Origin of the sequence: Streptomyces sp. NPDC051664, assembly GCF_044453545.1 — a bacterium.
GTDB lineage: Bacteria > Actinomycetota > Actinomycetes > Streptomycetales > Streptomycetaceae > Streptomyces.
In genome coordinates, this window is sequence record NZ_JBITCU010000002.1 from 417,000 (window position 1) to 431,119 (window position 14,120).

Below are 14,120 nucleotides of genomic sequence, written 5' to 3' on the forward strand. Positions count from 1 at the left end.
CGATGCCGGGGTGTACCTCAGAAACATACGCCGTATGGAAGAGAACCGTACGCCGTACGGAACGTCGAGCGCAACCCGGGGCGCGGGAGTGTCTGCTCCGTCACGGTGTGGCCGAGCCCATTTCCATACGCTGTACGGAACATATATCGTACGGCGTATGACAAAGGCGAAGCGTCCCCAGCGGGGAACAAGGAAGAGAGACGTGCCTCTGACCGAGGCCGGGATCTATGCAGCCGCCCTACGGCTCATCGACGCGGACGGGGTCGAGGCGCTCACCATGCGCAAACTCGCGACCGCGCTGGATGCGAACCCGATGTCGCCGTACCACCACGTGCCGAACAAGGACGCCCTGCTGCGCGGAGTGGCAAGGATGATCGGCGCCCAGTTCCGCACCGTGACGCTGGAGGAGGCTCCCTGGCAGGAGCGCATCCGCCTGCTCGCCACAGATTTCCGGACGCTGGCGTACCGCCACCCCAACCTCATGGCCTACTCATTCAGCCACCCGGACTTCATCCAGCCCGACGACCCGTTCTGGGCCGCGCTCATCGCGACACTGGATGCCCTAGGGGTACCGCCCACAGAGATCCAGCAGATCGCCGCTCTCATGTGCGCCGTCGTCATCGGTGTCCTCATCGCCGAACTCAACGGTGCGCTTCACCAGTGGTCGAACCTCAAGCCCACCGCCCCCGCTTCCGGCGAAGACGGCGAAGACGGGCCCCCGGACGGAGCCCCTGACGAGGACCGCATGTTCCGCCTGGTACTGGACACGATCATCACGGGCCTGGAAAGCCGACTCACCGTCAATCGTGACGCCGGAGTGCCAGCCATTGAGTCCTGAGGCATTGCGGCCTGGGGCAGGCCCGTGGCCGAGCGAGCTCGGACTACGCGTGGTCACAGATTCCCCCTCGCCGGCATCCGAACCAGGTCGACGTCGTCATCTTCCACAAAGTCCCCGGCAGCGAAGTTACGTCCGAGGAGTTCCAGTACTTTTGCGGCCGCTGGGGCGTGGTGCAGTTGATGGGGCGCGTCGGGTCGGACAATGGCGCCGCGTAGTCGTTCCACTCGCTCTTCACGGTCGAGTACGTCCACCGGCACACCTTCGCCACTCGCGCCGAGGCGAGGCTGAAGTGACTCCATGCAGCCCACGGCAGCACTGATAACAGATGGTGACCGTCCCGCCGACGCTCGCCACCGCGCACGGGCGAAGACCGCTGTGGCGGTTCGCCAGACGCCGGGACCGGGTCCGCCCAAAAGACCAGCAGGGACTGACAACACCTACGGCGGGCCAGGCTTGCCATCCAGCCCCGGCGCCCAGCCCTGCACCCAAGGCGCGACATAGATGATCACGATAATCTGGTCAAGCGGCCACAGATCCCCACTCGCCAGCATCCGACAGTGGAGTGAAAAATGGGCACGAAAGGAACGACTGTCCGGCGCTGGATCGCCAGAGGACAACGAGCATGATCAGTCCGAAACCTGGCGGTTGGCTGTACGCCTTGGACGACCTGGCAACCGCCGTACTCGACAGCCGGGGGACCGTGCTGGGGTGGACCGAAACGGCGGCGGACCTGACGGGACTGACGGCCGGGGATGTGTGCGGCCGCCCTGTACAGGAACTGCTGGCCGACCTCCCGGGCGACCCGGCTACGGCCGCGGAGATACCTGCATTCGGCCAGGTACGGCTGTGCCACCGTTCTGGAGAGGTCATTCCCGTCACATTCCGGGCGACGCGGGTTACAGGGTCTTCCGATCTCCTCGTCGTGGCAGCTCCCACACAGAACGTGTCCGATCAACAGCACGGCATAGCACTCCTGCGCGCGTTTTCCTCACAGGACCGGATCGCAATCGCCCTGCATGATCGGGATCTGGTCATCGTGCACAACAACCTGACGGGCGTCTTTGGCTGTCCCCCCGTGCCGCCCAGGGGCCGGCTGCGCGACGTGCTGGTGGACGGGGACGCTGAGGAAACCGAGGCGTTCCTGCGTCAGGTCCTCGACACGGGCGCACCGTTGCTCCGCAGGGACCAGACAGTGAGGTGGCAGCACGACCCGGCACGGCAGCGGGCCATGTCACTGTCCGCCTTCCGCCTCGAGGACGAGCGGGGGCGACCGACCGGAGTGGTAGCGCTGTACATCGATACCACTGATCAATGGCGGGCTCGTCGGGACCTGGACCTCGCTCGTAAGACGGCCGAGCGCGTCGGGGGGTCCCTCGATGTCGTGCGCACGGCGCAGGACCTGGCGGATGTAATGGCGCCGGCCTTCGGAGACTTCGCCGCGGTCGATCTCGCGGAGGCCGTATTCGACGGTGACGAACCCGCGAAGCGGCTGGGCGGTGGAGATCTTTGTCTACGCAACGCTGCGATGGCACCGGCCGCCGAGGGGTGGCCGGCCGGCATCGAGCGCGGCGACCCTGTTCCACCGTTCCTCGATCACCCCATCCTGCGCAGTTTTCAACACGGTGAGACGGTCATCCTCAGCCGCGACGAGTACATCTCTGTGATCGGCGATCCGCAGCTGGTCGAGTTCCTTCTGCCGAAGGGCTGTCATTCGGTGATGGTGGCGCCGTTGCACGCTCGCGGCCTCACGCTCGGAGATGTGTCCGTCTGGCGCGTCGGCTCATCCGTTCCGTTCACTGAGGACGAGGCGGATCTCATGGCTCAGATCGCATCGAGGGGCGCACTCGCCATCGACAATGCCCGCCGTTACACGCGAGAGCACCGGGCGGCTGTTGCATTGCAGCGACGTCTTCTTCCTCCGGCCACGACCGACGCTCCGGCAGGCGAGACTGCAGGTGTCTACCTGCCCGCGGGCGACGGAGCGGAGATCGGCGGCGACTGGTTCGATGCCATTGCTTTGCCGTCTCTCCGGCTGGCCCTTGTCGCCGGGGATGTCGTCGGCCATGGCATGCCCGCGAGCGCCACCATGGGACGCTTGCGCGCCGCCATCCAGACGCTCGCGGACCTCGAACTCGAGCCCGACGAGCTGCTCACCCGGATCGCGGACTTGGTCCAGCGCCTTGCGACCGAAGCCCCACCGGCAGACCAGGACACCGTCGGCGCCACGTGCCTGTACGCGGTCTACGACCCAGTCACTCAACGCTGCACCCTGGCCAGTGCCGGGCATCCACCGCCCGTCCTGATCCGGCCCGACGGGACCGTCGAAGTCGTCGAGGTCTCCCCGGGACCGCCACTCGCCATCGGCGGCATGCCGTACGAGACCACCACGATCGACCTCGAGCCGGGCAGCGTCCTCGCCCTCTATACCGACGGGCTGATCGAATGGGAGGGCGACGACATCGGCCAAGGGCTGCGGCACCTGATGGACACTCTCGCCGCGACCTGCAGGCCGGAGCACCCTCTGGACGAAACCGGCGCGGCTCTCCTCGCCAACCTGGCTGACCAGGCGCCGCGTGACGACGCGGCCCTGCTGCTGGCCCGCACCCGCGCCGTCCCGGCGAAGGACACCGCTCATTGGCAGATCCCGGCCGATCCTGCCGTCGTCTCCGAGGCGCGTGCATGGACAACCCGCCAACTCACCAGGTGGGGACTGGACGACCTCCTGTTCACCACCGAACTCATCGTCAGCGAACTGGTGACTAACGCCATCCGCTATGGTCGTCCGCCTGCGGAACTGCGTCTGATTCGCCACGACGTTCTAGTCTGCGAGGTCACCGACTCCAGCCCCACCCAGCCTCGCCTGCGGCGTGCCGCAACCACCGACGAGGGAGGACGCGGCCTGTTCCTCGTCGCCCAGCTCGCCATGCGCTGGGGCTGCCGCTACAGCCCAGGCGGCAAGACGATCTGGGCCGAGCAGCTCATCGAGTATCCAGACTGAACTGCGGCGTGTGGGGCATCATCCGCGGCCTCGTCTCCGACGGCGTGACGGTCTTCCTCACCACGCAGCAGCTGGAGGAGGCCGACGAACTCGCTGACCGCATCGCTGTGTTGAACGAGGGCAAGATCGCCGCCGAGGGTACCTCCGAGGAGCTCAAGCGGCTCATCCCGGGCGGGCACGTCCGGCTTCGCTTCACTGATCCGGTCGCGTATCAGTCCGCCGCTGACGCCCTGCGCGAGGTCACCCGGGACGACGAGGCGCTGTCGCTCTCCATCCCCAGCGACAGCAGTCAGCGCGAACTGCGCTCCATTCTCGACTGGCTCGACTCCGCCGGCATCGAGGCGGACGAACTGACCGTCCATACCCCCGACCTCGACGACGTGTTCTTCGCTCTGACCGGCCCCGCCCACGTCACCAACCAGCCCAAGGAGACCGTCCGATGAGCTCCCTCTCTCTCGCTGTACGCGACTCGAACACGATGCTGCGCCGCAACCTCCTGCACGCATGGCGCTACCTGTCGGGGACCCTGAACCTGCTGCTCTCACGATGAGGCCGCGTTTACGCCGGCGGAAGGTTTCGGGTACGTCGTCGACGAGGCGAAGGCGGAGAGGTGTAGATGCCACGGCGGTGCTCACAATCGCGGATGGTACGGCGGAATTCCGGCCGACCTTCTTCGCGCGTCCACATGTGCCAATACCTCAGGGTTCGCTGCCCGGTGAACTGGAGCTATCCCTATGCGGCGGTGGCGTAGTGCCTTTGCGATTCGACGAACATGGCGCCGCCGCCGGAGATACGCCGGACGACGGTGACGTCGTGACGATCGGCGCCCGCCGGGTCGACCTCGTTGCGCAGGGACTGGAAGCTGCCGATGATCACGGCGGGAGAAGCCCATTCCCAGACCCGCAACGTAGGCGGCCGGCGGCCGGCCGCGACCTCGGCGGCCCATACGTCGCCCACCTGATGGCCGTCCGGATCATGGTCGCCTGACGGGATGGGAGCTGGGGTAAGTGGTGGGTTGAGGGCAGTGCGTAGGCGGCGCTCGGACCTGGCCAACAAGTCTCTGCCGACCGCGCGGAAACCTCCCGGCGGAGGAGTGCCATGACAGCGTGGATCATGTTGGCCTGCGGATGCTTGATTGCAGCCGGGGGAGCGTTGACCTTGAGTGGTTGGAAAGCAGCGCGGTACCGGCATCGCCAGATGGCTGGCTGGGGGGCTATCGCGATGGGCGGCGGCCTGGCCTTGAACGGAGTGCCAAGGCTGGTCGGATGGTCCTGTGAAGTGGCCGCGGAGCTCGCCACCGTAGCCCTGATTCTCGTCGTGCTCGGCGCGGTGCTTCAGGTCCTCGGCAGGCCCGTGAGAGCTCGAAGCACTGCAAACGGTGATACGGACGCACGTCAAGGGCAGCCCGATTCCTGACATCAGCGCCTGACCCCAACCGGCACGAGCGGTACTGGTCAACGTCGAACCTCAGCGGCCCGCCGGCCGAAGTACGGAGCGGGTTGACCGACGTCGGCAGGTCCCCACGATCGACCTGCACGTGCCCAGCAGGCACATCAGGACCCCGTAAGCGTCGCCACGGTCGAGGGTGCCGCTGAACTTGTCCTCCTTCGGGCCGGTGAACAGCTCGTCGACGGCCCCTGGAGGTCGACGGTCGGGGGCGCCGGCCCACTCCGGCAGCACCTCGACCAAGGCCCGGAGCCGGTCGAAGTCGTCCGGCGGCGTCCGGCCGGTGTACCAACTGTTCACCGTTGAACGGGCGAGCGGCTTCAGGTGCCGGAAGCCGCCGTTCGGATCACCGATACGGATCCTTCCGGTGAATGCGGCACGTCTCGCGCACGCCTTACGTCCTGCGGCGGGTACGCCGTCTCCGCAGAAGACGACTCCAGCGATCCAGTGAGGAGACCAGCCATGTATGCAGTGGTTCGGCGGTACGAAGGGGTGACCGATCCGGCCGAGGCGGGACGCCGGGTGAACGAAGGGTTCGTGCCGCTCCTCCGCCAGGTCCGAGGTTTTGTGGCCTATTACTGGGTCGATGCCGGGGGCGGGGTGATGGTCTCGACGAGTGTCTTCCAGGACCCGGCCGGCGCCGAGGAGTCGACCGACAAGGCGGGGGAGTTCGTACGGGATCGCCTCGCTTCCCTGCTCCCCAGCCCTCCCCAGGTCACGGCCGGCGAGGTCGTGGCCCATTCGTAGCGGCCTGCCGGAAGGTGGCACGGCTGTGACGCTGCGTACCGCGTTGGTCGCCGCGTACGAGCAGCGCGCCCGACACAGCCTGCCCACGCTGCCTTCTGCTCGGCATTGTGCGACGTCTTAGCAGGTAGGCGGGACGGCTGCCTCGCCACGCTCGACGACACCCAGCAGCGGCAGTGGCTCATCATCCCTGCGCACCCACCTCCCGCACGGACGCCGGACTCGCTTCAGCCAGGCATGTTTCGTCGAGCCCGACAGGGCCCGGCACCGGACCGCGGCGATGCTGCGCCGTGCTGACATACGCGGGCGGGCGAGCAGCCCGGAAGGAGCACCTTCCTGGCTGCTCACCTTTTCGCGCTCGCGACACGGCGCTGGCTGGTCAGGTCAAGTGGTCGAAGGCGTCCGCCTTCGTACCGGCCGGAAGAGGCCGCGATCCCGCCGGGGGTGCAGCCTCGGCCCGCGCGGAAGTTGGCGTGGATTCACGCTTCGACGAGGTCGCCCGGACTGCTTGCCGTGACCGATGCGGCGGTGGTACGGCGGCGGGCGACGGCTCCGGAGATCCAGTAACCGGCAATCATCACGGCGATGACGGCGATGGTTTCGGTGGTGCCCCACACCCACGTGGACGTGCTGACCTCCTTGTCGGCGATCTTTGGCAGCTCGTCCAACGCGACCGTGGAGTGCTTGGCTACGTCAGCCTGGAATGCCTGATTACGGGCCGAGCCGTGAAGAAAGGGGGCGACGAACAGCAACGTCATTGCGAGCAGCGTCTCGACGGTGATCACGATGGGGAACTCCCGGGCGAGGAGCTTGCGCAGAGGGCGCTCGTCACCGGCGGCACGCAGTGCGTCGACACGCGGGTGCAGCCAGAACTGGTTGAAGACGCCGAGAAGCAGCAGGGCACCGAAGATAAGGATCTTCACGCCGAGCACGCGCCCGTACATCGTCGTGAACAGCTGAGAGGGACCGTCGACGTGCCCCCAGTACAAGAACAGCCCGGACAGTGTGATGGCGGCGACGCAGCTCATCGCGGCCACGGAGAAGCGGCGTATCACAGGGGACCAGAAGGCCCCTCGATCGGCCGGAGCGACCACGCGGGAAAGGGCGAGAACTGTCAGGCCCGCCACTCCGCCGAGCAGATGCAGCATCCACATGAGCGTTTCGAAACTGGTGCGGCCCCAGTCGTCAGGTACCTCATCCGGGAACTTGGTGGTACCGAGCGCGACCGCTCCCGCGCACAGTCCTGCCGCCAGCAGCCACTGCCGGGCCGGTCTCGCCGCGACTCTGCGGACGGCCAGGGGCGCGATCAGTGCGGTACCGACGAGACGAGGGTCACTTCCAGTCCCGACAGGCGGCCTGCGTTGCTGCCGTCGTACAGCGAGTTCCATGCTGCGCCGAAGTCGTAGCCGCCCTCCTCCGATGCGTTGTGAGCGAGGCCGGCGAGCACTGCCGGCACGGCCAGGACCCCCAGCACAACCGCCGGTCGGGACAGGCGCACCGTCACCGCAGTGAGTGTGTCCGATCCGATCGCGCGGGCGACCGGGCCCGCGGACACCAGGGCCAGGACGGTTACGCCGACGAATCCCATGAGCGTCACCCAGGTCGACCAGGCCACGGCGCTGTCCTCGAACGGACCGAGCGGGGTCGACGGAGCCGCCGCGGAAAGCGGCAGGGCATGGGGGAACTGACCGGGCAGGGGCATGGCTCGCCATCCTCGTGTGCGAACAAATACAGGCGAGTTAGGTTAGGCATCCTAAGCTCCTTGGTCTATGCGGGAAAATGACATGCTCGGCACGGAACCTCGATCCACCGACTCGTCCGGGCCCGCGCGTTCGACCCGCCGATTGGTGATGGATGGCCTTGCCCTGGCCGACGCCGTTCTTGCCCGCCTGGCCACGTTGTGCCTCCTCGCCGGCATGGGAGACGGCGAGCAGCTGCACATCGGGACCCTGGCCAACTCCGTCGGCAACACGTGGAACACGTCTTCCAAGTGGTCCCGGAGGAAAGCCGGGTCGCAATCGCGACTCGGGAATACCGCAACGAGTCGCTGTGCGCGCTGGTTCGCCCGACGTCATGCGGACCTGGTGCGTACGGCATCACACCTCCGCGTCCGCCGGCCGGGCGGCGGGCCACAAAGCGGAAGGACCCCACATCCGTGGAGTCCTTCCGTGCCTGCTGAGGCGTATTACTTCGTGAAGTAGAAGTACTTCCAGGCGCCGTAGGTGGTGGAGTTCACGTTGTCGCCGGACGAGCCGTTGATGTACGAGGCGCGCATGCGCATCCGGTAGCCGGTGTCGTGCGTGCCGGTCAGCGTCACGGCGGACTTGCCGTTGGTCCCGAGCTTGAAGTACTGCGAGCCCGCGTCGTACCACTTGCCCTGGTAGTAGATCTCCAGGTTCAGCCTGTGCGAGCGGTTCTTGTAATACGTCATGGTCGTGGTGAAGACTGGGTTGGTCTTCTTGTGGAAGTACGCGTACGAGGTGGAGCCGATCTTCGCCGTCTTGTACTGCTTGGAGACGGAGGTCGAGACCCTCACCTTGGCATAGGTCGTGGCCTTCACCGTCTTGGAGGCCGAGCGGGCGTCACCGGCGAAGACCGCCGTGACCGTGGTGTCCCGGGTCATGTCCACCGTGGTGGACAAGTTGCCCTTGGAATTGACCTTGCCCGTTTTCACGAGCTTGTTCGGCTTGTCCGAGCCGAACGGGTTCACCCACAGCTCGACGGTGCGGTTCTTGTACGTGGATCCGAGGTGCGCGGTGAACGAGACATCGGTGCCGTAGGAGTACAGCGAGCCGTTGTGGTTGAGGGTGAGGGAGGTGGCGGTGCGCGACACGGCGACCGTGTCCTTGCCCGACGCCGGTGCGTGGGTGGCATCGCCACCGTACTGCGCGGTGTAGGTGACGTTGCCGCCGGCGGGCGGTACGTCCGTGAAGGAGAACGTGCCGGAGGAGCTGACCGTCCTCGTACCCAGCGACTTCCCCTTGGGCGAGTCGATGTCGGTGCGGGTGATGGTGACCGTCGAACCGGACGGGAAGGACTTGTCGGAGGTCAGCTTGCCGGTGGCACTGAGCTTCTTGCCGCGGGTCGCTTTGGCCGGTGCGGAAACGCTCGCCTTGACCGGGTAGCGAGTGGCGTTGTCGAGCACACGCAGATAGGTACCGCTGTTGCCGGACGCGATGGCGAACAGCTTGCTTCCATCAGGGGCCCAGGTGAGCCCTTGGCTGGCGATGGTGTCGCCGCCCGATGTGTTCAAGTCGTACGTGTAAGTGCGGTAGGGCGTCTTCGCGCCCGGCTTGAAGACGAAGATGTCCTTGTCGTACCAACTGAACGTGGACAGAGCGATCGTCCCGTCCGGTGCGATCGCGGCGGAGTTGGGGTTGCCCGCCTCGACCGGGTAGCCGCCGGTGCGGCTGAGGTCATCGGTATTGATCGCGGTCGCCGCGTAAGGCGATTCGCCGGAGGCGGCGACGATCTGCTCGGCGTCGGCGCTGAGCGCGAAGTCGTTCATATAGTTCGCGGCCTCGGCCGGCATGCCCTGCTTGCGCAGCACGGGTGTTCCGGAAGACACGTCGTACACGGCGAGACCCGACCAGGTGCCGTGGATACCGATCACGAGAGTGCTCCCGGCCGACTCCAACTCGGGGGCGTCGTAGAAGCCCAGGTCGGGGAGTTGGTCAAGAACCATCTCGGGGGTGCTCTGCGCAGGGTCGAACGATCCCAGGTGGTGCGACGGCTGTTGCCCGTACATGAACCAGACCCGGCCGCCCGCGACCGCCAGGGTCTGCGGGTCGGTGTTCTCGCCGGTCGAGTAGCGTGCGGCCGTGGTCGAGGTGGACGTCTCGATGGCCACGACGGCGTCCTCACCCGGGACGGCCGCGTAGACGGTACGGGAGTCGGGCGTGATCGCCAGGTCCCGTACCCCGGAGAGATCAGGGACGGTCGCCACGAGCTTGCCCGCGTAGTCGGTGACGACGACCTTGTTGCCGGCCGGATCGCTGATGTACACCCGCTTGTGGACACCGTCCACGGCGATGTCGCCGTACGAGGAGATCGACAGGGCCGTGCTGGAGTCCGCCGCAGCAGGACCCACGGTGCCCGCGGCCAGGGCCGTCGAGCTGAAGAGGACCGCGAGCGCGGTCGCTACGGTGCGCATGCGCACGTTGATTCGTACCCCCCACAGAGAAGCCCGGTGGACAGACCGGGCGATGAGTCGGGCCGCGCGACACCCGAATGCCGTCCATGTGAAGACGACGTGAAGGGCGCGGCCGCAGGCGCAGCGTAAGCCATCGCTGTGACGGTTGGGGAGCGGGTTTTCCGGATCTTCCGCGTCTGTCCCGTCGTCCGCGTACTTCGCGTGCTGCCTGCCCGGCCGCACGACGTGTAACCGGTCCCGCACTCCGGCCTCACTCCACGCCGCAAGGCGCCGCCAGCACGTCCTCCCCGACCCGAAGTCCAACGGTCCAACTCCTGGTACTCCCACTGGATTTCGGTGGTTGCTCCGCTGAATCACCCAACTCGTCACCGGTACTCCAGCCGTGCCGCCGGCCCATCGGGGAGAGAATGCCGGTTCGCCCGGGTCACGGCGATGAGCTCGGTGTCGGCGCGCCGTTTCAGGGCGTCGGTGAACGGGTCGCTGTGCGCATGAACGGTCGCGACGACGCCGGCCTCGAAGACGGACCGGACGGCCTCCCTGAACGAGGCAGAGGCCAACTCCATCCGCCCGAGCTCGTCGATGAGCACAAGCTGCCCGGGGACAGGATCCGCCGAAGCCGCCATCAGCGCCAACCGGTCCATGACGCCCAGGTCGACGCCGTAGCGCCCCACCTTCGGCGGCCCCGGGAAGGCCGACATGGGCGAGCACGGCACGGTGTCCCGCTGCTGTCTCCAGAGCGAAGCCGACCCGGGCGCCGCCTTGCCGGATCTCCTCCGTCGTGAAGCCGACGATGTCACGGCGGTGCAGAAGCGCAGACAGTCGGCGGATTGCGGTCGTCTTGCCAACCCCGGGGCGTCCCTCCAGCAGGATCCTTGTCGGCATGCCGTACTCCGTTTCAGGCGTCGGCAGTACGGGAAACGCCGTTACTTCTTTCGCCCGTACGCCGTGTCCGAGCGGCTTCCTCACCACGGCCGGCCGGGCTCAAAACCGCGTACGCGTTCATCGCCGTCAAGACGGCGTCCCCGGGTCGGCGTACCGCAGCAGCGCGCCCACGCCCTCGTCCAGCCTCAGCTCGCTCTCCGGTACGACGACCAGTTCGGCACTGGTGCCCACGAGGGTCCGCACCAGGGCCTCGTCGGCACGCTCCTCGCGGGGTGCCCGCACGCCGAAGGAGATCAGCTCCTCCTCGGTCAGGGTGAGCAGGGTGGGCTGGGGGCCCGCCCAGAGCCGCAGGGAGCGGCCGGGCAGGTGGTTGAGCAGCAACGCCGCGACCTGGCCGCGCTGGAGTGCGGCCACGGTGGCGGACAGCCCCTCCGTCGCGGCCCCGTGCAGTGCGTGCCGGCCGATGAAGATGTCCACGAGGGCCCGGTCGTGCGCAGCCATGCGGCCGTGGAAGACGGTGTTCAGCTGCGGTTCCAGGAGGGCACGTCCGGTGTCCGTCGCCGTGGGACCTCCTACGCGTACGACCCTGTCCCGCAGGGCGTGCGGGAGGCGGCGGATCAGTACGTTGGACGCCCACTTGTCCCCGCCCATGACGACCGCGTCGGCGTGGACGCGCCGCGCCCATTCGTCCAGCTGATGGCCCAGCCGGACCGCGGTGTGGTGCCAGGTCGCCACCGCGACCCTGAGGTGCAGCCGCGCACCCGGGGCGACGTTGGATGCCGGCCAAATCCCGGCCTCCGCGTCCAGCGTCACCCAGCCGTGGGTCTCGGCGGTCGGCAGCCCGCCGTAGTGCACGGTCACGGCCAGGTAGGGGATCTCCGGGATGTGCTGGTCGACCAGGGGCATCGCGTCCGGCAGCGTGCCGTAGCGCGCGGAGTCGTGCGCGGGCGGCCTGGGCAGCTCCCCGTCCAGTACGAGCGCCCCGTGCGCTGCGAAGACGGCCTGCCCGTGCATCCCCGGTACCTCCGTATCGGCGCCGACCACCTCCTCCAGCACCTTGAGCAGTGCCCGGTCCGTGCCCTGACGGGTCAGGCGGTCCCGCAACCGCTGCCAGCGCAGCGCGATCGCCCGTTCCGGATGTTCGACGTCACGCGAGGTGTCCAGATACACGGAGGCGAACGGGCCGGGCTCCGCGTACAGGGGCTCCAGGAACGACAGCCTCATTGCCACTCCTTGTCGACGGTCTCCCCACGTTCGATGATGCGCGCTCCTACTGAACATTTTATCGAATGGTTATTCGAGTTGCCTCGAAGATTCATCGACGCTTCAGGAGGGCTCTCCGAGGGGGTCTTTGCGGCGCGCGCCGCCAGCCACACTTCCGTGAGATCGGCCCTGAGTGACGGGCCTGACGGCCGCAGGGGGCAGCGGCGACCTGCCCCCTGCGGCGCACAAGGTTTACTCATTATGCGAGACGGAGTGTCTTGCATTATGGATTCGCTGCCATAGTTGTAACCCACACACACCGGGGAGGACTGCTGTGCGCCGTTGGATGATGCTGGCTCTCGGGACCGCAGCGCAGACGGTCGCGTGCACCTTCCTCTACGGACTGCCGTACACCTCGGAGACGTTGAGACGGGAGGGTGGGCTGACACTCGGTCAAGTCGGATTGCTGATCGCCTGCCCGACCGTCGGCCTCGTGTTGACTCTCGTCGCCTGGGGAGCCCTTGCTGACCGTTTTGGCGAGCGGGGCGTCATCACCTCCGGTCTGGCCATGACAACCATCCTCCTCTCCCTGGGGGGCGCGGTGAATGGTCTGGTTTCCCTGGGCGTGCTCCTGGCGCTGGCCGGGGCAGCGAGCGCATCGGTCTCCGCGGCCAGTGGCCGGCTCGTCGTCGGATGGTTCTCCGCCCGGGAGCGCGGGCTCGCCATGGGAATCCGGCAGACGTCGACCCCACTGGGCATGGGCATTGCCGCTCTGATCGTCCCCACGCTCGCCGCGCGCAGCGGGGTGAAGGGGACCATGTTGTTCTGCGCGGCGTTGTGCGGTGTCGTCGCCGTGCTCGTCGGCTCGCTGGCCTCGGATCCGCCTCGTACCGCGCAGTCCGCAGCGCAGGAGCCGGCGGCCAATCCCTATCGTCACTCCAGCCTGTGGCGCATCCATGTCTCCAGCGCGCTGCTGTGCGTTCCACAGTTCGCGGCGAACGCCTTCGCGATGGTGTTCCTGATCGACGTCCGGGGCTGGAGCGCCGTGCACGCAGGTCAACTCCTGGTGGTGTCGCAGGTGCTGGGGGCTGTCTCGCGTGTCGTGGCGGGCCGTTGGTCCGACCGGGTCGGCAGCAGGATGCGGCCGATGCGGCAGCTGTCCGTGTGCATTGCCGTCGTCATGGGTGCGACTGCGCTGGGTGCCCTCTGGCCCTCGCCGGTGACGGATCTCGCCATGATCGTCGCCTGCGGTATCACCGCAAGCACCAACGGCCTGGCCTTCACCGCCACTGCCGAGCTCGCGGGGCGCTCCTGGTCGGGACGCGCCATGGGCGTCCAGAACACCGGCCAGAATCTCGCCGCATCGCTGACACCGCCGTTGCTGGGCGGGCTGATCGGCTCGGCGGGCTATGCGTGGGGCTTCATGCTGGCCGGAGTCCTGGCCGGCGCGGCATGCTTCATGATTCCCACCCTTGAGGGCAGGGCGATGTCGGACTCCCGCCAGGAAGTCGCGATCGGGCCGGATGAGCTCGTGCAGGCCGCCCGGCGGAAGGACGGGGAGAAGCCTTCCGGTGCGGATCTGGGGCAAGGCGGTTAGCGCGGTCCGGACAACGAAGAAGCGCCGGGACCGTGGCTTGCTGTTGGAGCGGGTGACGGGAATCGAACTCGGGCTCCGAGCTTGCGAATCAACCGGCATCGGATCGCCGGACATGTTCCTGACCCGGCGTTGCGGGTCCTGCAAGTGGACGCGTCCACCGCTGGGCAGGAGGACGTCGCCCACGCCGTCGTCGAGGCGATCGGATGCGTCGATGAGAAGTCGTTCATGCTCCGGGGCTGTCAGCCTGTTCGCGATGTCG

The 14,120-nt window shown here is 67.4% G+C and carries 10 protein-coding genes and 4 pseudogenes; 6 read left to right on the plus strand and 8 right to left on the minus strand.

Annotated elements, in window-relative coordinates; translation table 11 throughout:
- Positions 1 to 202 precede the first annotated feature (202 nt).
- The 4 genes and pseudogenes from ACIA8E_RS05200 to ACIA8E_RS05215 all read left to right on the plus strand — a co-directional run.
- Complete coding sequence (locus tag ACIA8E_RS05200; protein WP_399294724.1) at positions 203 to 838, plus strand: TetR/AcrR family transcriptional regulator; 636 nt, start codon at positions 203 to 205, stop codon at positions 836 to 838.
- Between the two features lie 622 nt (positions 839 to 1,460).
- Positions 1,461 to 3,836: a SpoIIE family protein phosphatase gene (locus ACIA8E_RS05205; RefSeq protein ID WP_399294726.1), complete on the plus strand. Its 2,376-nt coding sequence runs from the start codon at positions 1,461 to 1,463 to the stop codon at positions 3,834 to 3,836.
- Between the two features lie 8 nt (positions 3,837 to 3,844).
- Positions 3,845 to 4,279 (plus strand): annotated as a pseudogene (locus ACIA8E_RS05210) (ABC transporter); the annotation flags it as partial.
- Positions 4,276 to 4,380 (plus strand): annotated as a pseudogene (locus tag ACIA8E_RS05215) (ABC transporter permease); the annotation flags it as partial. The pseudogenes ACIA8E_RS05210 and ACIA8E_RS05215, both read left to right, overlap by 4 nt.
- Positions 4,381 to 4,598: 218 nt before the next feature.
- On the opposite strand, the pseudogene ACIA8E_RS05220 reads toward ACIA8E_RS05215, so the two are convergent.
- Positions 4,599 to 4,787, minus strand: a pseudogene (locus ACIA8E_RS05220) (biotin/lipoate A/B protein ligase family protein); the annotation flags it as partial.
- Between the two features lie 516 nt (positions 4,788 to 5,303).
- On the minus strand, positions 5,304 to 5,582 hold the full coding sequence (locus tag ACIA8E_RS05225) for a hypothetical protein (protein ID WP_399294728.1): 279 nt from the start codon (positions 5,580 to 5,582) through the stop codon (positions 5,304 to 5,306).
- A 162-nt stretch (positions 5,583 to 5,744) separates the two neighbouring features.
- Here ACIA8E_RS05225 and ACIA8E_RS05230 point away from each other — a divergent pair, with 162 nt between their 5' ends.
- Entirely contained in the window at positions 5,745 to 6,029 is a 285-nt protein-coding gene (locus ACIA8E_RS05230; RefSeq protein ID WP_399294730.1) for a hypothetical protein, read from the plus strand.
- Positions 6,030 to 6,505: 476 nt separating this feature from the next.
- Here the strand turns inward: ACIA8E_RS05230 and ACIA8E_RS05235 are convergent, their stop codons facing one another.
- The 6 genes and pseudogenes from ACIA8E_RS05235 to ACIA8E_RS05260 all read right to left on the minus strand — a co-directional run bounded on the left by ACIA8E_RS05235 (position 6,506) and on the right by ACIA8E_RS05260 (position 12,285).
- Positions 6,506 to 7,174, minus strand: coding sequence for a copper resistance D family protein (locus ACIA8E_RS05235; protein ID WP_399294732.1), 669 nt, complete (start codon positions 7,172 to 7,174; stop codon positions 6,506 to 6,508).
- A gap of 158 nt (positions 7,175 to 7,332) precedes the next feature.
- Positions 7,333 to 7,728 (minus strand): hypothetical protein, encoded by a 396-nt coding sequence (locus tag ACIA8E_RS05240; RefSeq protein ID WP_399294734.1) that lies wholly within the window; start codon positions 7,726 to 7,728, stop codon positions 7,333 to 7,335.
- A gap of 483 nt (positions 7,729 to 8,211) precedes the next feature.
- Entirely contained in the window at positions 8,212 to 10,179 is a 1,968-nt protein-coding gene (locus ACIA8E_RS05245) for an Ig-like domain repeat protein (protein ID WP_399295069.1), read from the minus strand.
- Positions 10,180 to 10,544: 365 nt separating this feature from the next.
- Positions 10,545 to 10,877: a nucleoside-triphosphatase gene (locus tag ACIA8E_RS05250; RefSeq protein WP_399295071.1), complete on the minus strand. Its 333-nt coding sequence runs from the start codon at positions 10,875 to 10,877 to the stop codon at positions 10,545 to 10,547.
- 46 nt (positions 10,878 to 10,923) lie between these two features.
- A pseudogene (locus ACIA8E_RS05255) lies at positions 10,924 to 11,061 on the minus strand (nucleoside-triphosphatase); the annotation flags it as partial.
- A 126-nt stretch (positions 11,062 to 11,187) separates the two neighbouring features.
- Positions 11,188 to 12,285 (minus strand): hypothetical protein, encoded by a 1,098-nt coding sequence (locus tag ACIA8E_RS05260; RefSeq protein ID WP_399294736.1) that lies wholly within the window; start codon positions 12,283 to 12,285, stop codon positions 11,188 to 11,190.
- Positions 12,286 to 12,598: 313 nt separating this feature from the next.
- Here ACIA8E_RS05260 and ACIA8E_RS05265 point away from each other — a divergent pair, with 313 nt between their 5' ends.
- Positions 12,599 to 13,861 (plus strand): MFS transporter, encoded by a 1,263-nt coding sequence (locus ACIA8E_RS05265; RefSeq protein ID WP_399294738.1) that lies wholly within the window; start codon positions 12,599 to 12,601, stop codon positions 13,859 to 13,861.
- Positions 13,862 to 14,120 lie beyond the last annotated feature (259 nt).